At 44.9% G+C, this 21,887-nt stretch carries 17 protein-coding genes; 14 read left to right on the plus strand and 3 right to left on the minus strand.

All coding sequences use genetic code 11. From position 1 onward, the window contains the following. Nucleotides 1-10: 10 nt before the first annotated feature. From GTW09_RS03570 to tilS, 12 genes are all read left to right on the plus strand, one after another. Entirely contained in the window at nucleotides 11-874 is an 864-nt protein-coding gene (locus tag GTW09_RS03570; RefSeq protein WP_071978858.1) for a phosphatidate cytidylyltransferase, read from the plus strand. Next, a complete protein-coding gene (gene ispC / locus GTW09_RS03575; protein ID WP_163110150.1) occupies nucleotides 874-2,061 on the plus strand; it encodes a 1-deoxy-D-xylulose-5-phosphate reductoisomerase in 1,188 nt (395 codons plus the stop codon). Before GTW09_RS03570 ends, ispC begins: the two co-directional genes overlap by 1 nt. Beyond that, on the plus strand, nucleotides 2,055-3,407 hold the full coding sequence (gene rseP, locus GTW09_RS03580; RefSeq protein ID WP_163110151.1) for a sigma E protease regulator RseP: 1,353 nt from the start codon (nucleotides 2,055-2,057) through the stop codon (nucleotides 3,405-3,407). Before ispC ends, rseP begins: the two co-directional genes overlap by 7 nt. Nucleotides 3,408-3,465: 58 nt before the next feature. After that, nucleotides 3,466-5,943 (plus strand): outer membrane protein assembly factor BamA, encoded by a 2,478-nt coding sequence (gene bamA / locus GTW09_RS03585; protein ID WP_163110153.1) that lies wholly within the window; start codon nucleotides 3,466-3,468, stop codon nucleotides 5,941-5,943. 72 nt (nucleotides 5,944-6,015) lie between these two features. Beyond that, nucleotides 6,016-6,531, plus strand: coding sequence for an OmpH family outer membrane protein (locus GTW09_RS03590; protein ID WP_163110155.1), 516 nt, complete (start codon nucleotides 6,016-6,018; stop codon nucleotides 6,529-6,531). 172 nt (nucleotides 6,532-6,703) lie between these two features. Continuing rightward, a complete protein-coding gene (gene fabZ / locus GTW09_RS03595) occupies nucleotides 6,704-7,153 on the plus strand; it encodes a 3-hydroxyacyl-ACP dehydratase FabZ (RefSeq protein ID WP_071978863.1) in 450 nt (149 codons plus the stop codon). A 1-nt stretch (nucleotide 7,154) separates the two neighbouring features. Then, nucleotides 7,155-7,925, plus strand: coding sequence for an acyl-ACP--UDP-N-acetylglucosamine O-acyltransferase (gene lpxA / locus GTW09_RS03600; protein WP_071978864.1), 771 nt, complete (start codon nucleotides 7,155-7,157; stop codon nucleotides 7,923-7,925). 2 nt (nucleotides 7,926-7,927) lie between these two features. After that, the gene (lpxB, locus tag GTW09_RS03605; RefSeq protein WP_163110156.1) at nucleotides 7,928-9,076 is read left to right on the plus strand and encodes a lipid-A-disaccharide synthase; all 1,149 of its coding nucleotides are present in this window, start codon (nucleotides 7,928-7,930) and stop codon (nucleotides 9,074-9,076) included. Further along, nucleotides 9,069-9,644: a ribonuclease HII gene (rnhB, locus tag GTW09_RS03610; RefSeq protein WP_100971129.1), complete on the plus strand. Its 576-nt coding sequence runs from the start codon at nucleotides 9,069-9,071 to the stop codon at nucleotides 9,642-9,644. Before lpxB ends, rnhB begins: the two co-directional genes overlap by 8 nt. Nucleotides 9,645-9,689: 45 nt before the next feature. After that, complete coding sequence (dnaE, locus tag GTW09_RS03615; RefSeq protein WP_163110157.1) at nucleotides 9,690-13,154, plus strand: DNA polymerase III subunit alpha; 3,465 nt, start codon at nucleotides 9,690-9,692, stop codon at nucleotides 13,152-13,154. Nucleotides 13,155-13,222: 68 nt separating this feature from the next. Then, nucleotides 13,223-14,179 (plus strand): acetyl-CoA carboxylase carboxyl transferase subunit alpha, encoded by a 957-nt coding sequence (gene accA, locus GTW09_RS03620; RefSeq protein ID WP_163110160.1) that lies wholly within the window; start codon nucleotides 13,223-13,225, stop codon nucleotides 14,177-14,179. 30 nt (nucleotides 14,180-14,209) lie between these two features. Further along, nucleotides 14,210-15,520, plus strand: coding sequence for a tRNA lysidine(34) synthetase TilS (tilS, locus tag GTW09_RS03625; RefSeq protein ID WP_163110162.1), 1,311 nt, complete (start codon nucleotides 14,210-14,212; stop codon nucleotides 15,518-15,520). Nucleotides 15,521-15,672: 152 nt separating this feature from the next. On the opposite strand, the gene GTW09_RS17735 is transcribed toward tilS, so the two are convergent. Beyond that, on the minus strand, nucleotides 15,673-16,572 hold the full coding sequence (locus GTW09_RS17735; protein ID WP_163110164.1) for a diguanylate cyclase: 900 nt from the start codon (nucleotides 16,570-16,572) through the stop codon (nucleotides 15,673-15,675). A gap of 264 nt (nucleotides 16,573-16,836) precedes the next feature. Between GTW09_RS17735 and GTW09_RS03635 the strand changes: the two genes are divergently transcribed. Next, the gene (locus tag GTW09_RS03635) at nucleotides 16,837-18,768 is read left to right on the plus strand and encodes a monovalent cation:proton antiporter family protein (RefSeq protein WP_203565618.1); all 1,932 of its coding nucleotides are present in this window, start codon (nucleotides 16,837-16,839) and stop codon (nucleotides 18,766-18,768) included. A 110-nt stretch (nucleotides 18,769-18,878) separates the two neighbouring features. Here the strand turns inward: GTW09_RS03635 and GTW09_RS03640 are convergent, their stop codons facing one another. Next, on the minus strand, nucleotides 18,879-19,112 hold the full coding sequence (locus GTW09_RS03640) for a hypothetical protein (RefSeq protein ID WP_163110168.1): 234 nt from the start codon (nucleotides 19,110-19,112) through the stop codon (nucleotides 18,879-18,881). Between the two features lie 519 nt (nucleotides 19,113-19,631). Here GTW09_RS03640 and tadA point away from each other — a divergent pair. After that, the gene (tadA, locus tag GTW09_RS03645) at nucleotides 19,632-20,171 is read left to right on the plus strand and encodes a tRNA adenosine(34) deaminase TadA (RefSeq protein ID WP_163110170.1); all 540 of its coding nucleotides are present in this window, start codon (nucleotides 19,632-19,634) and stop codon (nucleotides 20,169-20,171) included. Between the two features lie 271 nt (nucleotides 20,172-20,442). Here tadA and mltF read toward each other — a convergent pair whose 3' ends face one another. After that, complete coding sequence (gene mltF, locus GTW09_RS03650) at nucleotides 20,443-21,825, minus strand: membrane-bound lytic murein transglycosylase MltF (protein ID WP_163110172.1); 1,383 nt, start codon at nucleotides 21,823-21,825, stop codon at nucleotides 20,443-20,445. Between the last annotated feature and the right edge of the window lie 62 nt (nucleotides 21,826-21,887).

Here is a 21,887-nt window from a genome sequence, read left to right on the forward strand (position 1 = left end):
AGGGCAAATTATGCTAAAACAACGAATAATAACTGCATTAATTCTTGCGCCAACAGCGTTATACGCCATATTGTTCCTACCTATTTTTTGGTTCGAAATTGCTATTGCCGGTGTTGTAGGTATTGGCGCTTATGAATGGGCAGCCATGGCTGGCGTTTGTGAACGTCCTAAAAAGCTTCTTTTTATGGCTGGCGCTTTTGCTATATGTATCGCGCTTTCTTTTGTTGTCGATGCTAGCGTGATCTGGTATCAGGGACAGTTACATAGTTTATATACCAGTATCCTTAGCGTGGCAGTGATTTGGTGGGGGGCCTCGCTTGCTATGGTGTTAGCTTACCCTAAATACTCCAAATTTTGGCGAGACAGCAGGGTTGTTCGTACCGTTTTTGGGTTGTTAACACTTATTCCAACTTGGGTGGCGGTGATAGCACTGAGAACAAGTCTGCACGACGTAGACCCTTTCTACGGCGCGTCCCTTATTTTTTATGTGCTTGGCATTGTATGGGCAGCCGATATTGGCGCCTTTTTTGTGGGCGTGAAATTTGGTCGACACAAGCTTCGTCCGAATGTATCACCCGGGAAAAGCCTTGAGGGACTACTAGGTGGAATTGCTGCATCGTTTGCCATTATCGCATTCGCGGCGCTGCACTATCAGGTGGAGCCTTCTCGCATTTGGCTGCATTTAGCCATTGGTGGAGTAACCGTGGCAGTGTCTGCTCTTGGCGACTTGAACGAAAGTATGCTCAAGCGCTGTGCCGGTATTAAAGATAGTGGAAAAATTCTACCTGGGCATGGCGGTGTGCTTGACCGCATAGACAGCCTTACGGCTGCGTTCCCTGTCTTCGCGTTTTGTTATGTTACTTGGATGGCGTAATGCAGACAGTCACCGTTTTAGGGGCCACGGGCTCCATTGGTTGCAATACTCTTGATGTAATTAATCGTCATCCTGATAAGTACCGTATTTTCGCCATAACCGGTAACAATCAGCTGAAGCTGCTTATGGAGCAGGCCAACAAATGCTCCCCACGCTATGTGGTTATTGCCGATCCATTGCACTACAGCGCGGCACTAGAGCTAGCAAAGCAGTATCAAGTTGAAGCTGAAATTCTGTGTGGACAGCAGGCATTAGAAGACGTTTCAAGCGCTCCTGAAGTTGACTCAGTTATGGCCGCGATTGTGGGAGCCGCGGGCTTGCTACCTACTATGGCTGCGGTGAAAGCAGGAAAGCGCGTGTTGCTGGCAAATAAAGAAGCGCTCGTGATGTCTGGCGCACTCTTCATTGACGCCGCGAACAAAAGCGGTGCTCAAATACTGCCAATTGACAGTGAACATAACGCGATTTTTCAATGCTTACCCCACAATTTTACCTACGGCGACTTAGGTAACTCAGGTATTGAAAAAATTCTACTTACAGGGTCGGGCGGCCCTTTCAGAGAAAGAGCGCTTGATACGTTTGGCAGTATCACGGTTGACGAGGCCAGCACTCACCCCAATTGGTCAATGGGGAGAAAGATTACAATAGACTCTGCCACCATGATGAATAAAGGGCTTGAGTTTATCGAAGTATGTTGGCTGTTCGGCGTTAAGTCCAAAGATATAGACGTCGTTATTCACCCTCAAAGTATTATTCATTCCATGGTGCAATATGTTGATGGCTCTGTGATCGCTCAGATGGGAAATCCAGACATGCGCACACCTATCGCCTATGGATTGGCTCACCCTCAGCGTATAGAGGCTGGCGTCAAGCCGCTCAATTTTAAAGAGATTGTTGATTTTAGCTTTAAAACCCCTTGTTATGAGCGTTATCCAAACTTGAAGTTAGCCATAGCAGCCTGTGAAGCTGGCCAATGTGCCACCACTAGTCTCAATGCGGCTAACGAAGTTGCTGTAGAGCACTTTTTGCACGGAAATATTAGTTTTTGTGACATCGCAAAGGTTAATGAAGCAACGCTTAACGCGATGTCGATGGTAGAAATGAACTCCATTCAGCAATTATTAGAACAAGACTCGTTGGCAAGAGTAAAAGCAAACGAGTTAATCAGAGGTAAATTTCAGTGCTAGCATTTTTTTGGAGCCTAGGCGCATTTATTCTTGCCCTTGGTATTCTTGTTGCCGTACACGAGTGGGGCCATTTTTACGTGGCCCGCAAATGCGGTGTGCAGGTAGAACGTTTTTCAATTGGCTTTGGCAAGCCTATTTGGCGCAGGCAGGGTAAATCAGGTACCGAGTATGTTATTGCCATGATCCCATTAGGTGGATACGTGCGCATGCTCGATGGGCGTATAGACGATGTCCCTCCAGAACTCGAAGAAAAAGCGTTTAATCACAAGCCGGTGCTGCAGCGCATGGCTATTATTGCGGCCGGCCCTGGCGTAAATTTTATATTTGCGTTCTTTGCCCTTTGGCTTATGTACTTAGTTGGGCTAGAGACAGTAAAGCCGGTGGTAAAAGCTGTCGAAGATAACAGTATTGCGGAAATTGCAGGCGTAAAAGCGGGCGATGAAATTATTAGTATCGATGGCCGACGCACACCAGATTGGGAAGCCGTTAATTTGGAAATGGTTTCCAACATCGGTGGTGAGAATACGGTAGTAACGGTCAGAAATGCATCAAATAACGAAAAAGAAGTGACATTTAACCTGACTACTTGGAACTTTGATCCAGATATTGAGTCTCCACTAAGCAGTTTGGGTTTAACGCCATTTCGACCCGACCCAACATTAACCGTGGGTTTTGTTGGAGAGAGCAGTGCAGCGCAAGAAGCCGGCCTTTTGCCAGGTGATAAAATTACTGCGTTAAATGGCGATGAGCTTTCATCGTGGAATGCGTTAGTAGATGTGATTGTTGATAATCCCGGTGAGACTATTTCTCTTGCAATTGAAAGGGATGGACAACAACGCACCCTACGTGCCACGATAGCGCGCCGCGATACAGCACAGGGGCAAAGTGGGTATCTCGGTGTAAGCCCAACGTTTGAGCCTTGGCCTGAGGGGTATGTGTTTACGCATCAGTATGGCATTATAGAGGCTATAGGAATTGCGCTAGATAAAACATGGCGCTTAATGACACTCAGTGTCGAAATGATAGGAAAGTTACTTACTGGCGATGTGTCAGTTAAAAACTTAAGTGGGCCTATCTCAATTGCTCAAGGAGCAGGTACAAGTGCCGGTTACGGGCTTGCGTACTTCTTGAGTTTTCTTGCCTTAATAAGCGTAAATTTAGGCATTATAAATTTATTACCCCTGCCTATGCTCGATGGTGGTCATTTGATGTTTTTCATCGTGGAATGGATCACCGGCAAGCCTGTGCCTGAAGCGGTACAGGAATGGGGTTACCGAATAGGTGGCGTGCTTCTGTTTATGATTATGGGTATCGCTATTTTTAACGATATTGCTCGCATAACCTGATGAGAGTCAGGAAGTACAAAACAGCAAATATGAAACGCGGCCAGGAAAAGAAAAATAGATGAAGTTAAAACAGTTAGTAGCAGCCGGATTAGTATTATCCAGTGCTAGCTTTGCCAATGCTGCGGCGCAAGACAGTGAATTCGTAGTACAAGATATTCGAGTTGAAGGGTTACAGCGTGTAGCACTTGGTGCGGCGTTAACCTATCTACCTGTACAGGTAGGTGATGAGCTAAATACATTTCGTGTAACACAGCTTATCCGCTCGTTATATTCTTCCACTCACTTTGAAAACGTTGAAATTTTACGAGATGGTAATACTCTTGTTGTTCGCGTATCAGAGCGCCCAACCATTAGTAATATCATCTTTGAAGATAACGATGATATTAAAGATGAACAATTACAAGAGAGTCTAGACGGTAACGGTGTGAGAGTGGGTGAACCGCTCGATAAAACGGTACTCACTTCAATTGAAAACGGGCTTAAAGATTTTTTCTACAGTATTGGTAAATACAACGCTGATGTAACCGCTATTGTTACTCCATTGCCCCGTAATCGCGTCGATTTAAAGCTTCTTTTTGAAGAAGGCGACGCAGCAGAGATTGAGCAAATCAATATCGTTGGTAATGAGTTGTTTTCCGATGAAGAGTTAATGGAGTCGTTTGAACTTCAATACGATACTCCATGGTGGGACTTTTTATCTGAAACGCGCTATCAACAGCAAACGCTGCAGGGCGATATGGAGTCGTTGAGAAACCATTATCTCGACCGTGGTTATTTGCGTTTCAATGTCGATTCTACACAGGTGTCCATGACGCCAGAGAAAAGCGGCATTTACGTTGCCATGAACGTGACAGAGGGCGAGCAGTACACTATTTCCGAAGTGGAGCTTGTCGGTGATGTTCTTGGGCACGAAGAATATATAGAGCGTGTGTTACCGCTTACGCCTGGTGAACTTTATAACCAAGCAGAAGTGACTTACACAGAAGAGTTTATAAGTAAGTACCTTGGCCGATTTGGTTATGCGTATCCTACTGTGACTACTGTTCCTGATATAAATGATGAAGACAAAACGGTAAAACTGACTCTGTCCGTTGATCCAGGTAAGCGTATTTACGTTAACCGTATTAAATTTAACGGAAACGTAGTTACTGCCGATGACGTCCTTCGCCAAAATGTGAGTCAGATGGAAGGTACTTGGTTATCCAATAGTCAGCTTGAGGTATCAAAAAGCCAACTGTCTCGTCTTACTTATATGGAAAACGTAGAATTTGAAACAGTACGAATTCCGGGATCAGAAGATAAAGTAGACGTTAACTTTAACGTTAAAGAGCAGCCTTCTGGCTCATTTAACGCAGGTATCGGTTACGGCGACAGAACGAAATTGAGTCTGCAAGCGGGTATACAACAGGACAACTTCCTAGGTACCGGTAAACGAGTAGGCCTTAACCTAAGTACAGTTTCTTATCAGAAGTCAGCGCAAATAACCTATAACGACCCTTATTTCACGATAGACGGCATCAGTTTAGGTGGAAGTATCGGGTACAGCGAATTTGACGGTTCCGACTTTAACGTTATTCAATACAACTCGAAACGTTGGTCTGTAGGCGCAAACATTGGTTATCCAATTAACGAAGTAAACCGTATTAATTTTGGTCTTACATACAGCAATGTAGAGCTTTTCAACCGTGGATTTTACGAGCAAACCGAACGTTTTTATAATCAGTTCCCTGATGGCAACGATCCTGACGCGGCGGTAAAATACGACAGTTACTTAGCTAGCGTAAGCTGGAGTAGAGTGACTTTGAACCGCGGTTTGTTTCCAACTGCAGGTTCATCACAGCGCGCTTCGTTTAGTGCAACAACACCAAATTCAGATGTAACCTATTTTAAGTCTGTGTTTGACGGTAAGTGGTACTTCCCACTATCACGCAATCAGCGCTGGTCGTTCCTTGCCCGAATTCGTTTGGGGTATGGTAACGGTTATGGCGACATTGACGGCAATGAGCAAATTCTTCCGTTCACCGAAAACTTCACCGCAGGTGGTGCAGATTCACTTCGTGGGTTCGAAAACAATACCGTGGGGCCTAGAGGTTTGCTAGTGTCATCACCGGGTAATATCGTTGGTCCAGACGGCGAGACATTCCCGAGCGACCCTGCCGATGCCGTGATATCTTGGTCTCGACAGAGCCTTGGTGGTAACGCAATGGCACTTGGTGGTATAGAGCTTATTGTACCGACGCCATTTGTTGAAGCTGATATGGACAACTCAGTACGTACAAGTTTGTTTGTGGATGTGGGTAACGTATGGGATACTGAGTTCGATTTCGACCGATTCAGTCAGTTAGAGGTGAGCCCGAATCAGCGTGGTGAGCTATTGGACTATTCTGATTGGACTCTGTATCGTAGTTCAGCAGGTGTGTCTGTTCAGTGGGTATCACCCATGGGGCCGATGGTATTTAGCTTCTCTAGAATGATACGAGAGCGTGACGGTGATGATGCGAGATTCTTTACCTTCAACATCGGTCAAACTTTTTAAATACTTTTTAATTAGAAAAGCGGGCTCGCACTTCGTGTGTCCCAAACAAGAAGATACAAAAAGGAGTTCCCTTTGAAACAGTTGGTTAAACATATCGTTGCAGGTGCAATGTTAAGTAGTGCACTAGTCAGTACGTCAGTAATGGCAGAACAGAAAATGGCCGTGGTGGACGTGCAAGGTATTTTCCAAGCTATGCCTCAAGCTGCTGAGATTCAAAACGCTATTCAGTTAGAGTTTAAAGATCAGTTAGAAGAAGTTAATCAACTTCAACGTGACGGCCAGTTCTATGCAGAGCGCCTTCAGCGCGATGCGGCTACAATGAGCGATGCAGAAAAGAAAGAACTAGAACAAAAGATCTTATCTGTTCGTGAAGAGCTTTCTAAAAAGGGTCAGCCTCTTCAGCAGGACATTCAGCGTCGCAGCAACGAAGAGCGTAACAAGTTGTTAGGTCTTATTAAGCAGGCTATCGATTCAGTAGCGGCTAAACAGGGTTACGACCTTGTTCTTAATGCTGGTGCTGTTGCGTTTGCAAAAGAAGAGCACGACTTGTCTGAGCAAGTTCTAGAACAGGTTAGCAAAGCTAACTAAAACATTGCCACGGCTGGTAGTGTGTGACAATTCATCAGACCAACAACCGAAAGGTGTTGGTCTGATTTGTTTTTCGCGTTTAACAGCGTATGGTTGCCGCCGAATTTAGTTTTTACGGCGAGTTTGACCATAAATCAGTTGCTAGGTCATGCTTGAATACAGGAGAAAGTTTTTGGCCAATTCACTTAATACCATCGAAATACAGGAAATAATGGCACTTTTGCCTCATCGTTATCCTTTTCTGTTAGTCGATCGTGTCACCGACTATGTACTCGGTGAATCAATAAAAGCTTATAAAAATATTACGATAAATGAACCTTGCTTTACGGGGCATTTTCCTGGCCAGCCTATTTTTCCAGGCGTACTTATTTTAGAAGCAATGGCCCAAGCGGCAGGCGTTCTTGGTTTTAAAACCATGGGGAAAAATGACAGTTTGTATTTATACGCGGGAATAGATAATGCGCGTTTTAAGCGTCCTGTTGTGCCTGGTGATAAGCTTGAGTTTGACGTGGCATTAGTGAAGGAAAGAAGAGGGATCTGGAAGTTTAAAGGTACTGCAACTGTCGAGGGAGACTTAGTTTGCAGTGCAGAATTTATGTGTGCGATGAGAGAGATAGCATAACGTGATCCATCCAACTGCGGTAATTTCAGATAGCGCAACCATTGGTGAAAATGTCACTATTGGCCCGTTTTGTGTGGTAGACGATAACGTAACCATTGGTGATGGTTGCATATTGAAATCACACGTAGTTGTTCGCGGTAAAACGCGAATAGGCAAAAACAATAAGTTTTTCCAATTTTCGTCAATTGGCGAAGATTGCCAAGACAAAAAATATGCCGGCGAACCCACGGAACTTATCATTGGTGACAATAATGAGTTTCGCGAGGGCGTGACTGTTCACCGCGGTACGGTTCAAGATGAAGGTATTACAAAAATAGGCTCTAGAGGCCTATTTATGGTAAATGCCCATATCGCACACGATTGTGTGTTAGGCGACGATATTATTGTTGCCAACAATTGTGCAATCGCAGGTCATGTGCACATTGACGATTTTGTTATTGTTGGTGGTGCAGTGGGTATTCATCAATTCTGTAAAATTGGTGCTCACGCTTTCCTCGGCGCCGGAGGTATCATTTTAAGAGATGTCCCTCCTTTTGTGATGGTGAGTGGGCACAAAAACATTCCCCAAGGTATTAACTCCGAAGGCCTCAAGCGTAGAGGCTTTGAAAAAGATGAAGTGCTGGCGATAAAACGTGCGTATAAGGTTATTTACCGAGCAGGCAATACTATCGAAGAAGCCATAGAGGCACTTGAATCTCCAGCGAAAGACCACGAAAGCGTAGCCCGTATGGCTGACTTTCTTCGTCATGCCGAGCGGGGCATTATTCGATAATTATGACCAAGCCATTACGTATCGGTATGGTGGCCGGAGAGCCCTCTGGCGATGTACTCGCTGCCGGAATGGTGGCTGAACTGAAACGCCAATACCCTGGTGCCATCATTGAGGGAATTGGCGGGCCAAATATGCAGGCCCAGGGTTTTAAGACATTATTTGACATGGAAACCCTGTCGGTAATGGGGCTTGTCGAAGTTATTTCTCACCTTCCCGCAATTCTAAAAGTTAAAAAGCAGTTGCTCGCGCATTTTGAACAATACCCACCTGATATTTTTGTCGGGATAGATGCCCCAGACTTTAATTTGCGTGTTGAAAAAGCGTTGAAAGCTCGAGGTATAAAAACACTTCACTATGTCAGTCCTACAGTATGGGCATGGCGAGAAAAGCGTATCCACAAAATAGCAAAAGCTGCTAATCGCGTTCTCGGACTGTTCCCTTTTGAACAGAAAGTGTATGACAAGTATAAGGTACCTTATACCTTTGTTGGCCATACAATGGCAGATATCATTGCCATAGAGCCAAATCAAAAAGAGTCGAGAATAGCGCTGGATCTTGAGCTTGATAAACCCGTGTTAGCTGTGTTGCCAGGCTCGCGAAGAGGTGAGGTAGAAACGCTTCTTCCAGTATTTCTAGAAACGATTGAAGCTATCCACAAAAAGCGCCCCGATATCCAATTTGTGATACCCGCAGCAAATGATCATCGCTTTGAGCAAATCGAAACGTTTTTATCACAGACTAATGATGCATTAGCGCGATTACCTATCCATATTACGAACACAACGTCACGAGATGCCATGATTGCCAGCGACGTAATATTGTTGGCTTCGGGTACAGCCACCTTAGAGGCAATGCTGTGTAAACGCCCTATGGTGGTTGCTTATAAACTCGCCCCGCTTACACATAAAATAATGCAGCGTCTTTACAAAGCACCTTACTTCGCTTTACCTAATCTATTAGCTAACGATGAAATCGTGCCTGAACTTCTTCAAGAGCAGGTAAATGCTGAGAATATGTGCAGCCAGCTTCTTGAATTTTTCGAAAGTGATAATTCAGCGCTTATTTCCCGTTTCACCGAACTCCACCATACGCTAAAATGTGACGCTGATAAGACAGCAGCAAAAGCGGTAGTGGAGGAGTTAGTTGGATAAATTAATAGCCGGTGTAGATGAGGTAGGCCGCGGTCCGCTGGTGGGTGATGTTGTCACCGCAGCCGTTATCCTTGACCCTTCAAATCCTATTGAGGGCCTGAACGATTCTAAAAAACTAAGTGAAAAAAAGCGCGTTGCTCTAGCACAAGAAATTCGAGAGAAAGCGCTTTACTGGAATATTGGCCGAGCTAGCCCCGCTGAAATTGACAACCTCAATATTCTACACGCCACTATGCTGGCTATGGTTCGCGCAGTAGACGGACTGCAAGTTACTCCAGATTTTGTTCGAGTGGACGGTAATCGCTTGCCTGATTGGAACTACCCATCAGAAGCGATTGTAAAAGGTGATGGCCTACATCAAGAAATATCGGCTGCATCCATCATTGCGAAAGTGGAGCGCGATAATGATATGCTGGCACTTCACGAAGCTTATCCTCAATATAACTTTGCAGGTCATAAAGGCTATCCTACAAAAGCACATTTTGCGGCGTTAGCCGAATTTGGTGTGTTAGATTGTTATCGTAAGAGCTTTAAGCCGGTCAAGGCAATGCTTACGGGTAATAGTTAGTTTCGTAAAACAGATAAAGCGCCGCAAAATAAAAGAGAAAAAATCATGTCTTCGCCATTTATTCATTTACGTGTACACAGCGACTATTCAATGATGGATGGGCTTAATAAGGTTAAGCCTATTTTGAGTAAGGTTGCCGAGCTAGAGATGCCAGCGGTGGCCATTACCGATCAAATGAATATGTGTGGCTTGGTGAAGTTTTACTCAGAAGCTCACTCCCGCGGTATCAAACCCATAATTGGCACCGATTTTTGGGTAACCAACGAAGTATTTGGTGACGAACCATTCAGGTTGACACTGTTAGCTATGAATAACGAGGGCTATAAGAATATTACCGTTCTTATCTCTAAAGCCTATTTACGCGGTCATCTTTCCCACCGTGCGGTGATTGACCAAGAATGGCTTGCTGAACATAGCGAAGGTATTATCGTGCTATCTGGTGGTTTGCATGGCGATGTTGGCGTAGGGCTTACCAAAAATAACATCAAGCTGCTTGATTCCTCTTTGCAATTTTATAAAACCCATTTTCAAGATCGTTTCTATTTAGAGTTAGTGCGCACTGGCCGCCCGGGCGAAGAAGACTATTTACACCGAGCAGTGGAATTTGCCCAACAGAAAGACTTACCGGTTGTTGCGACTAATGAAGTTTGCTTTATCGATAAAGAGGGCTTCGAGGCGCACGAAATTCGGGTGTGTATTCACGATGGCTACACGTTAGATGATACCCGCCGACCTAAACGCTATAGCGAGCAGCAATATCTTCGTACCGCAGATGAAATGATAGAGCTGTTTAGCGATATTCCCGAAGCCATAGAAAACACCGTTGAAATAGCAAAGCGTTGTAATGTGACGGTTCGTCTCAACGAATATTTCTTGCCCCAGTTTCCAACAGGAGGCATGACAACCGAAGACTTCTTGGTCAAGGTCTCTGAAGAAGGACTTGAGGACAGGCTTGAGTTTTTGTTCCCTGATGAAAACGAGCGAAAAGAAAAGCGCCCAGAGTATGACGACCGTCTTCGCGTAGAGCTTGAAGTGATTAACCAAATGGGTTTTCCCGGTTACTTCCTCATCGTGATGGAATTTATCCAATGGAGTAAAGATAACGGAATACCCGTTGGGCCAGGTCGCGGTTCAGGTGCCGGTTCGTTAGTGGCTTATGCGTTAAAAATTACCGATCTCGACCCCCTTGAATTCGATTTGCTTTTCGAGCGATTTTTGAACCCCGAACGTGTATCTATGCCCGATTTCGACGTTGACTTCTGTATGGACAGACGAGATGAGGTTATCGATCACGTTGCTGAGCTTTATGGCCGCCAAGCAGTATCACAAATTATCACCTTTGGAACGATGGCGGCAAAAGCCGTGGTGCGTGATGTCGGCCGCGTGCTAGGTCACCCCTATGGGTTTGTTGATAGAATTTCAAAGCTTATTCCTTCCGACCCCGGTATGACACTAGAAAAGGCGTTCAAAGCAGAGCCGCAATTACCTCAAGTATACGAGCAAGACGAAGAGGTAAAAGACCTCATTGATATGGCGCGTATTTTAGAAGGTGTTACTCGTAACGCAGGAAAGCATGCCGGTGGTGTGGTTATCGCACCAACAACTATCACTGATTTTTCGCCGCTTTACTGCGATGATGAGGGTAAAAACCCGGTCACCCAGTTTGATAAAAACGATGTAGAGACCGCGGGGCTGGTCAAGTTTGACTTCTTAGGGCTTAGAACTCTGACCATCATTCAGTGGGCTATCGATATGGTCAAAGAAGGCAAAAATATCGATATCGACATTTCTGCTATACCTCTCGCCGATCCTAAAAGTTTTCGTACTCTTCAAAATGCTGAAACCACCGCAGTGTTCCAGCTTGAGTCTCGGGGCATGAAAGAGTTAATCAAGCGCCTTAGACCAGACAGTTTCGAAGATATCATTGCACTGGTGGCGTTGTTCCGCCCCGGCCCACTGCAGTCGGGCATGGTAGATAACTTTATCGATCGTAAGCACGGCCGGGAGGCTATTTCATATCCCGATAAAGATTATCAACATGAGTGTTTGCAAGAAATTCTAGAGCCAACCTACGGCATTATTTTATACCAAGAGCAGGTTATGCAGATTGCCCAGGAAATGGCAGGCTATTCCCTTGGCGGCGCTGACTTACTTCGTCGGGCAATGGGTAAGAAAAAGCCAGAGGAAATGGCTAAGCAGCGAGGCGCTTTTGCTGAAGGGGCAAAGGGAAATAATATTGACCCCGACTTGGCCATGAAAATTTTCGACTTGGTTGAAAAGTTTGCAGGTTACGGGTTTAACAAATCTCACTCTGCGGCATACGCTTTGGTGTCATACCAAACTTTATGGCTAAAAGTACACTATCCGGCTGAGTTTATGGCCGCTGTTATGTCTGCTGATATGGATAATACAGACAAAATAGTGACCCTAGTAGACGAATGCGAGCGCATGGGTATTGAGATTTTACCGCCAGACCTTAACGCCGGAAAATACAAATTTACGGTAGATAGCAAAGGCCGCATTGTTTACGGAATTGGCGCTATTAAAGGTGTGGGTGAAGGTCCTATTGAGGCCATCATTGAGGCCCGAAATAGTCACGGTGCGTTTAAAGATCTGTTCGAGTTTTGTGCAAAAATAGACACCAAGAAAGTAAATAAACGAGTTTTAGAAAAGCTAGTATTGTCTGGTGCAATGGACAATTTAGGGCCGCACAGAGCGACGCTGATGGCAACACTGCCAGAGGCTCTTGCTGCTGCTGGGCAGCATGCGAAAGCTGAGTCTTTCGGTCAGTCAGATATGTTCGGGCTTTTAACCACAGAGCCCGATGAGGTAGAGCAGGCATTCGCCGATGTACCAGAGTGGCCTGAGAAAGTCTGGCTTGAGGGTGAAAAAGACACTCTAGGTTTATACCTTACTGGGCATCCAATAAATCAGTACGCCGATGAACTTCGTTATTACACCGATGGTCGCCTTGTGGATTTAAAACCGACAAATAAAGATCAAATGGCTAGTGCCGTTGGTCTGGTGCTTGGTGTTAGAGTGATGACAAACAAGCGCGGACGCCGGTGGGCAATAGTGACACTGGATGATAAGAGTGCCAGAATGGACGTACGTTTTTTCCCCGATACTTACGAACAGTTCGAAAGTGTGTTGGAAACAGACAAAATATTGCTCATAAAGGGACAGGTCAGCTTTGATGATTTCTCTGGGGGCAATACAATCACCGCCCGTGATGTTATGGACATTGTTCAGGCACGAGAGAAAAACGCGAAAGCGCTGGCGATAAAAGTAGATACCCAGACGCTTGAAACGAAAAAAATGAGTCAGATGCAATCTATTCTACAGGCATTTAATGGCGGCAGTTGTCCCGTTCAAATGGCGGTTACACACCCAGATGCTGAGGTAACGTTAGCATGTGGTGCTAAATGGTATGTAACGCCGGAGGATCAACTATTGCACGACCTCAAACAGTGTTTGGGAGAAAAAGCCGTTTCAATTCTCTACCATTAATGGTCAGAGTTCGATAGATTGGACAACTCGCGTTTGTATAAACGAGCGTAGAAAGAATAGGACATAAAATGAGCATACAGTTTTTGGACTTTGAGCAACCCATAGCCGAATTAGAAGCAAAAATAGAAGAGCTAAGGTTGGTTAATCAAGGTGGTGAGTTCGACGTAGGTATTGAGGAAGAAATAAATAAGCTGCGTGGCAAAAGCGCAGATCTGACTAAAAAGATTTTTTCTGACCTCGGGGCATGGCAGGTTTCTCAACTAGCCAGGCATCCAATGCGTCCTTACACGCTAGATTACATTCCACGAATTTTCACCGAATTTGATGAGTTGGCGGGCGATAGAGCCTTTGCTGACGACAAAGCTATCGTTGGCGGACCGGCCATGTTAGACGGCCAACCGGTTATGGTTATTGGTCATCAGAAAGGTCGTGATACCAACGAAAAAGTCAGGCGCAACTTTGGTATGCCTAAGCCTGAAGGTTACCGCAAGGCACTACGCCTGATGAAAATGGCTGAGCGCTTTAATTTACCTATTATTACCTTTATCGATACTCCGGGCGCGTATCCGGGAGTTGGCGCTGAAGAGCGCGGTCAAAGTGAAGCCATCGCTAAGAACCTATTTGAGATGGCGGAGTTAACGGTTCCGATCATTTGTACTGTTATCGGTGAAGGTGGATCTGGCGGCGCGCTAGCTATTGGTGTTGGCGACAGAGTGAACATGCTTCAATACTCAACCTATTCGGTTATTTCACCCGAAGGCTGTGCGTCTATTTTGTGGAAAAGCGCAGAAAAGGCACCATTAGCTGCTGAGGCAATGGGTGTAAGTGCACCGCAGATAAAAGAACTTGGGCTTATCAACAGCATTGTTGAAGAGCCTTTAGGTGGCGCGCATCGTGATCATGACGGTATGGCCGCCAACTTAAAAGCAGTGTTAAAGCAGCAGCTAAGCCAGCTTAAAGAGCTTGATAACAGCAAGCTGTTGGATGAGCGCTATCAGCGCCTTATGTCATTTGGCTATTGCTAATCAAAGTATGAAAACGATGTTCCCTCAACAATGACGAATGTCATTGTGCAGATTAGTGATGCTATTGCTGCAAGTCTTTTAGAGGCTAACCAACCATTAGATGCTCCCCTCGTTATCGCGTATAGCGGGGGCGTTGACTCCTCAGTACTCCTTCATGCCGCATTAGAATACCGAGAGCAGCATCACTGTGATTTACACGCAGTGCACGTTCATCACGGCCTTAGTGATAACGCAGATGCCTGGACTAAGCATTGCGACCTGCAGTGTCGAATAAACGATATTGAATTCCATTCTAAAAAAGTCGACGTAGATACTTCAGCGAGAAAAAGCATCGAGGCCGAAGCAAGAAAAGCGAGATATCATGCTTTGCTCGATGTTTGCCAACAAATTGGCGGTGTTTTGCTACTTGGACAACACAGTGAAGATCAGCTAGAAACCGTGCTGCTGCAGCTTAAACGAGGAGCAGGACCGCATGGACTCGCGGGAATGGCAGAAGCCCAGTGGCGAAATAACACCTTGGTTTTACGACCAATGCTGAATCTAAAAAAGCAGGATATTGTGAGTTTTGCCCGAGAGGAAGGTTTAAGTTGGGTTGAAGATGAGTCTAACTTTGAAACAAGTTTCGATCGCAACTTTCTGCGAAATGACATCATTCCCCATTTAGTTGCCCGCTGGCCAGAACTGGCAAAAACCGTGAGCCGTAGCGCGCTTCTGTGTGCCGAGCAATCTCATTTAATTACTGATGCAGCTGCAAGTTATTTAAAGCATTGTCAGTTATCACCCACACAGCTCGATGGTGCAGCGTTAGCGGAGTTATCTGTATCCTGGCGTAAGGCGGTTATTCGACTGTGGTTTACGCAAAATGGGCAGTTAGCGCCATCAAAAGCGCAGCTTGAAGAATTACTCTCTATGTTAAATGCAAAGCAAGATGCTACACCTGAGATGACGTTTAAGTGGGGCAAAGTAGCGCGGTCGAACGGTGATTTATATTGGGTACCAAAGCGCACCCTAGACATTCCTAAAACGCTCTCTTTTGAAAATAATAAGCCTGTTCTTCTTCCGTGGCTCTCGCTTGAGGTGACTGTGAAGGTTGACGATGCCCAATCGACAATATCACTTAAGACTGATATGCGTAGCCTCAAAATTAAACCAGAACACTCTGGTGTGTCTAAAGAGTTAAAAAACTGGTTTAAAGTCTGGAAGATACCTCGTTGGGAGCGAGAGGGGGTACCTGTTATTTTTGTTGGGGAAGAGCCTGTTGCTTTAATCGTACATGGCGAGTGTATGTATTTAAACAATAATCTTGGTGTCGACACGCAGGTGCACATAGAACATAAATAGAACGCGTTTTTTGCGGTGATAAGCAAAATAAGCCTTGGCACAGAGCATCAAAAAAGACACGTCTTCCTTAACGGCAAATTATTGCCTCTAGCCAAAGCGATAATTACTTATTCAGCCTAAGTTTTTATACTCTTTATGTTTATTTGTTCTTGTTAGGCCGCTTGATAATCATTCTTTCCTGAATTTTTAACCTTATACAATGCGCTATCGGCACGGTCGAACATGCTGTTGGTACTGTCGCCTATACGATAAAGGGCACCGCCTAAGCTGCATGATACGCCAAGTTTGGCCAAATACTCAGAGGTGCTGATGCTCGTTTTAATGCGTTCCGCTGCGCACGACAGCTGTTGGTCGGTCTGACAATCTAAGATACAGCAGAATTCATCGCCGCCAAATCTAAAGGGTTCGTCCTCATCACGCAATACGTTAACCAAGTGTGTAGCGACATGAGCCAGAACTCTATCTCCCTCACTATGACCGAAGTTGTCGTTAACTTGCTTGAAATTATCAAGGTCGAGCACCAACAGTGAAAACGGTTCGTCTCTGCGTTGGGCCCAACTGCGCTGCCTCATCATTGACTGCTCAAAAGCGATACGATTTCCCAAGCCCGTTAGTGCGTCCTTCGTTGCCATTCCTTTCATGCGCAAATGTGAAACCGCATGTTTTGCTTGTTTCCCAAATAAATCATGTAGTTGGAATAAAATTTCTCGTTGCGACAAGGATAGGGGTGAGCTAATGTAATAATAAGCGTGAGCTTGTTCGCCGCTGCTTGATGCAGAGCCTTGTAATGGTAAATCGATGAGCGTTGAAGATATTTTTGCGTTACCGAACACCCAACGAGAGTCGAAGTCGGTCAAACTTAGACCGGCAACGGGAAGCAGTGCATTGAGCTGTTGAAAATATAAGGTTCCAAGCTCTTCAAGCTCAAGCGTCGAAAGTAGCCGATTGATAAACAAGGTCAACTCAGCAACAGAAAGTCCATGTGCTTGTGACTCTCTTGGATAAAAGCTGCTATGGTGTGTGCTATCGTATACTGTCGTTGAAAATTCCACGGCGTACCCTTTTTCGCAATATTTTGCATCGGTTGTGTGTCAAATCACTGACACAAAAGCTAGGTTTGCCGTCATGCGTAGCCAAAGACGGCAAAGATCGTCATAAACTAGAGCCTAATTGCTCTGAAACGTCGTCATTCGAGACATCTAACTATGAATTAGCAAACTAAGTGCCAATTCTTTTTTGACGCTGCTGTGCTCTTAAATTTAACAACAAATAACGGAGTTAACGTGGGAACGAGCTTTATAAATATAGTTATTCTAATGTTTATATCTGTGTGTGCTGTTGCCATCTTTAAGCGCGTACATCTACCACCAATTCTCGCTTACCTTTTTGCGGGCGTTCTCGCCGGGCCACAAATCTTATCTGTTTTTGCTCATCCCGAGCAGATGCATCTTCTTGCTGAAGTCGGCATTGTTTTTCTGCTATTTTCACTGGGTCTGGAGTTCTCCTTACCCAAATTGCTTGCTATGCGCTCCTTAGTTTTTGGTGTGGGCTTAGGTCAAATGGTTATTACGACTGCTGTGTTTACGTGTATTCCCTATTTTTTTGGCTTATCCCTTAGCGCATCAATCATCGTAGGGGGCACACTTGCGTTAAGTTCCACAGCCATTGTTATCAAGCAAGCCACGGAAATGGGAATTCTGAATAACAGGCGCACGCAACTCGCTATTAGTATTTTGCTTTTCCAAGATCTTGCTGTGGTGCCATTTCTTATCGCTATTCCATTGCTGGCACAAACAGGAGAGGTCAGCATCGCGTTAGCGCTCGGTGAAGCGTTGCTTAAAGGCGTTTTCGTCATCGCTTTTCTGATGTCGGTGGGTAAGTGGGTGCTTCCTTGGGTGTTCAGGGAGGTGGCGAGAACACGAACCGATGAACTGTTTGTGCTAACCACTATTTTAATTGCGCTATTGGCAGGTGGGTTAACCTACTATTTTGGTCTATCAATGGCGCTGGGTGCGTTTTTAGCGGGAATGATGCTGGGAGAAAGTCAATACAAGTATCAGCTAGAGGCGGATATTCGACCCTTTAGAGATATCTTAATGGGTTTGTTCTTCGTTACGGTTGGTATGCAGCTCGATCTCACCGTGTTGTGGGACAGTCTATTCGAAATTGTTTTTGGCGTGTTTGCATTGATGCTAGTGAAAGTCATATTAGTTAGAGTGGCGTCAATGCTGGTAAAAACAGATCCTATCGACGGTTGGTCTGCTGGCGTTAAACTCTGCCAAATTGGCGAATTCAGCTTTGTTATTGCAGCCCTTGCGACAACCCACGGTGTGCTAACCACCCAGCAGTCCTCGCTTATTATAAGTATGGGGGTCATTAGTATGGCCTTAACGCCATGGTTAATGAGTAACAGCGTAGTGATTGCGAAACGTATCGTGAAAAGCGATATGACGCTAACTGACGATGACTCTCCCACAAGGCATGATACGCTGAGTAACCACGTTATTATTTGCGGCTTTGGGCGTGTCGGACAATCAGTCGCGAGAATGTTGAAGATGGAAGGCATTAAATTTGTGGCCATTGATATGGACCCTGTTCGTGTGCACGAGAGTCGTAATGCCGGTGAGCCTGTCGTGTTTGGCGATGCCAGCCAGAAAGATATTTTAATTAGTGCTGCTATTGAGCAAGCTAAATTAGTGTTAGTTACGTTCGACCAAGTCGATAAAGCTAAGCAGGTGATTACGCAGGCAAGAACTATTTCAACAACAGATGTTATGGTGAGGACTAAGCGAGATTATCAGCTAGACAGTCTCTATTCTGCAGGTGCAAACCAAGTTGTGCCTGAGTTGCAAGAGGGCAGCCTTATGCTCGTTTCCCAAGTGCTGCATTATGCCGGCGTTCCTATGTCTAGGATCCTAAAACGAGTGCGCGCAGAGCGTAAAGGACGTTACGACCATATGCACGGCTTCTACCCTGGTGAAACCACTGAGATAACTTATGGCACAGAGGATAAACTTGAGTTTATTCACGCTGTTGTATTATCTGAGCACGCGGCATATGTCGGCAAGCCCATAAAGGATATTGATTTTGCGCGAATGCGCGTAACGGTGAAAGGATTACGCAGAAACGGTAAAGAAGTAAAAGAGCCCGATGAAAACGCAGTATTACAGGCGCACGATGTGCTCGTTATTGCGGGCAAGCCTAGACGCGTAGAGCGAGCAGAGCGCAAACTTCTCGAGGGCAATTAGCCCTCGATGATAAGTAGCGCAGTCAGCCCTCGTTTATAAATAAAGCAATTAGCCGACGCTTGTGAATGCCGGCGTTTGAAAATATAGGGTAGTGCGAGTTAGATAGCTTTCTATGCAACGCGGTCTTTTTCTAGGTCAGTAAACTGCTTTTTCAGGTCATACTTTTCGTCTGTAACTATTTTTTCTAACACAGAAACTCGCTCTTTCAATTCGGCAATTTCTGCTTTGTACGTACCTAACTCCTTGTCATTAATCTTCTTTTTACTTTTGTCTTTTGCAGTTTCAATAATACTCACAAGCGCCCAAGCACAAATAGCAACGATAGCAATAGCAGTTAAATTCACAGTGTGATCCCTCTCAAACAGTTTTAAAAAAGTGTAGTCGATAACAAGAAACTTGTCTCGTTTAACTAATTTAGCTAGCCAACCAGTACACGCTTTTTGTTACTATACGCAAAATTTTGACGCCTTTAGTAGAAAACGCAGCACGTAATTTTTTGGTATTAGGCTGATAGTTGGCAGATTATAGGCAGATAGAAATCTATCAAACATTGGCCTTCCACAGTTTCATTGTGCTATCAGCGTCTACATGCTTTGCCGTGTCTAGGGTGAAAAGCGTGTATCTACGTTTTAATAATTACTAAGCAAGCTTACTGCCATTTTTAGAAAACTCATACTTATTAGTGGGTTAAGAAGTATTTTTGAATTTTAGCAACCTTGTCATTGATGAAACTCACCAATCTAAATAGTGAGTTTAACGAACTAGTAACTAAAATCGTCAAAATAATGAGTATCAAAATAGTAGTCAGTTTGAGCCTTGAAGGTATGTTGCCGCAAGTAAATGAAGAAACGGTAAAAGAATAAATGGTTAACGAAAAAACGATGCTGTCTGTTAATACACCTACAGAAGAGAACGATGTTTTCTGGATGAAACATGCCTTATCGCTAGCAGACAAGGCTGAAGCTATTGGTGAAGTACCTGTGGGAGCCTGTGTTGTCATCAATGGAGCCGTGGTCGGAGAAGGATGGAATACGCCGATACGAGATCACAATCCTACAGCACATGCAGAAATACATGCGGTTACTCAAGCGGCGAAACATATCCAGAATTACAGACTTATCGATGCTACGCTTTACGTTACGCTAGAGCCCTGTTCAATGTGCGCAGGCATGTTAATACATGCAAGAGTCAAGCGGGTGGTTTTTGGTGCGTGGGACGCAAAAACCGGCTCAGCAGGCTCTGTTATGAACTTGCTCCAGCATCCGGCGTTAAATCACCAGGCTGAAATTGTTTCGGGAGTGCTTGCCGATGAATGCGCAGAGAAGATATCAGCTTTTTTTAAAAAGCGAAGGCAGGAAATTAAAGCGGCTAAAAAAGCAAAAAGAGCACAACAACAAGATTAGTCTGTGCTTCGTGTTAACTGTGTGAACATGTCGTTGGTAACGTATAGTCTGCGTCTATGCAATACTTTCTGGTGACTGCGTTTTATAAGCAGTCTGCGTCTGTTAGTGTTTTTCAATCTAACTCCTTTTTTCATAAATCTATTTTTCTTCATATAAACTTCCTTAATTAACAATGCTGGGAAGTTAAATGACGGATATGTCATTCTAATTTCGCAATTAACCTACGGTACAGAGATGACATTTAAATGACATATTTCAATAGCCAATAGACTTATATTTTATCTTGTTCATCGAGCCACACTAAGCTGTCGTAGTAACGACGAATATTTTCAACATACTGGAGTGCTTCATCGCCACGAGCATAGCCATAGCGAGTGGTACGGTAATACTTCTTCTGTCGCAGTTGAGGCAACCTCCTCTTTACATCTACCCACAAATCTGGGTTGCCACCTTGACGTTCGGTAAGCACCCTCGCATCTTCTAAATGACCCATTCCTATGTTGTAGGCGGCCATTGCCATCCAAGTTCTATCTGGGCTGCCAATTCGCGCAGGAATTCGACTTAATAGACTAGCAAAATAGCGAGAGCCTCCGCGAATGCTCTGCTCAGGGTCAACTCTGTCGCTAACATCCCAATCGCTTGCAGTATCTAGTGTGAGCATCATTAAGCCTCTCACACCAGTACGAGAAACCGCGTTGGGTTCCCAGTGACTTTCTTGATAGCTCATCGCGGCGAGAAGACGCCAATCTAAGTCGCCAGAATATTTTTTGAATAAGGGCAGATATTGCTTGAGCGTAGACTCTGCTGCGTTCTTAAATGCTCGACTGTCGACGTAATCAAACTGTCGAATATGGCCGAAATACTTATCTTCTAAAACAGTAAACCAACCGGATTGATGTACAGTTCCAAAATATTCGATAATGGCGGCTTTCACAGAGTCGTCTTGGTTAAGGGGCATTGCCCACGCCATTGGCATCTCGCTTTGAAGTGTTTTTGCAACAGCCAGACTAGGGTAACGCCTGCGCTGAAGTGCAAGACGGTTACTATCGGCGATAGTGTAATCGATGTCACCTAGCGCCACTTGTTGTAGCAACTCTTCAGAATCAGAATCTTCGGTAGTGACTATAGCTGTTTGTGAATCTGGTTTTTGCTGATCAGCCAGTAATTGATTGAGTATGTGAACCTGACTACTTCCAGATACAGCGACAATGGGGGATGAGAGGGTTTGAATATCTCTTGGTCTGTCTGTTCCCGCCTTGAAAACAAGCTGCTGCTCAACATACTGATATGCTGGTCCGTAGGCGAAACGTTGCTGCAAATCTGATGTCACTGCATCTCCTGTTGCAACAATGTCGAGGTTGCCTTCTTCAAGCTGCTCAAGCATGACCTCGTAACTGTAAAACGGATATAAATCTAGCGTTACGCCAAGAAAGTCTGCAAACCCTGCCAGCAGTTCATATTCGAACCCCTGTGGCCCACCTGCGCCATTGTAGAATGTGCCAGCACCATAAACAGTGCCCACTTTGATAGAGTTCCTATCGAGTAGTTGTGACAGTGCAGTGGGCACAGAGGGGGCACTGCAGCTGATAGATATAATAGAAAGTAGGAGTAGGGCATATGTACGAATGTGCTTTTTATAGCGTTGTGCCTGCATAGCGCTTTTCTTATTGTTAGTTAAAAAATTTTCAAAAAAAATTCATGTATGGGCGTATTGAG

The sequence above is a fragment of the Alteromonas hispanica genome (assembly GCF_010500915.1).
Classification (GTDB): Bacteria; Pseudomonadota; Gammaproteobacteria; order Enterobacterales; family Alteromonadaceae; genus Alteromonas; species Alteromonas hispanica.

Bases quoted from the DNA above. Each gene is read 5' to 3' on its own strand.
- GTW09_RS03570 (WP_071978858.1), top strand. From the start codon at position 11: ATGCTAAAACAACGAATAATAACTGCATTAATTCTTGCGCCAACAGCG.
- ispC (WP_163110150.1), top strand. From the start codon at position 874: ATGCAGACAGTCACCGTTTTAGGGGCCACGGGCTCCATTGGTTGCAAT.
- bamA (WP_163110153.1), top strand. From the start codon at position 3,466: ATGAAGTTAAAACAGTTAGTAGCAGCCGGATTAGTATTATCCAGTGCT.
- lpxB (WP_163110156.1), top strand. From the start codon at position 7,928: ATGACCAAGCCATTACGTATCGGTATGGTGGCCGGAGAGCCCTCTGGC.
- dnaE (WP_163110157.1), top strand. From the start codon at position 9,690: ATGTCTTCGCCATTTATTCATTTACGTGTACACAGCGACTATTCAATG.
- accA (WP_163110160.1), top strand. From the start codon at position 13,223: ATGAGCATACAGTTTTTGGACTTTGAGCAACCCATAGCCGAATTAGAA.
- tilS (WP_163110162.1), top strand. From the start codon at position 14,210: ATGACGAATGTCATTGTGCAGATTAGTGATGCTATTGCTGCAAGTCTT.
- GTW09_RS03635 (WP_203565618.1), top strand. From the start codon at position 16,837: ATGTTTATATCTGTGTGTGCTGTTGCCATCTTTAAGCGCGTACATCTA.
- tadA (WP_163110170.1), top strand. From the start codon at position 19,632: ATGGTTAACGAAAAAACGATGCTGTCTGTTAATACACCTACAGAAGAG.
- mltF (WP_163110172.1), bottom strand. From the start codon at position 21,825: ATGCAGGCACAACGCTATAAAAAGCACATTCGTACATATGCCCTACTC.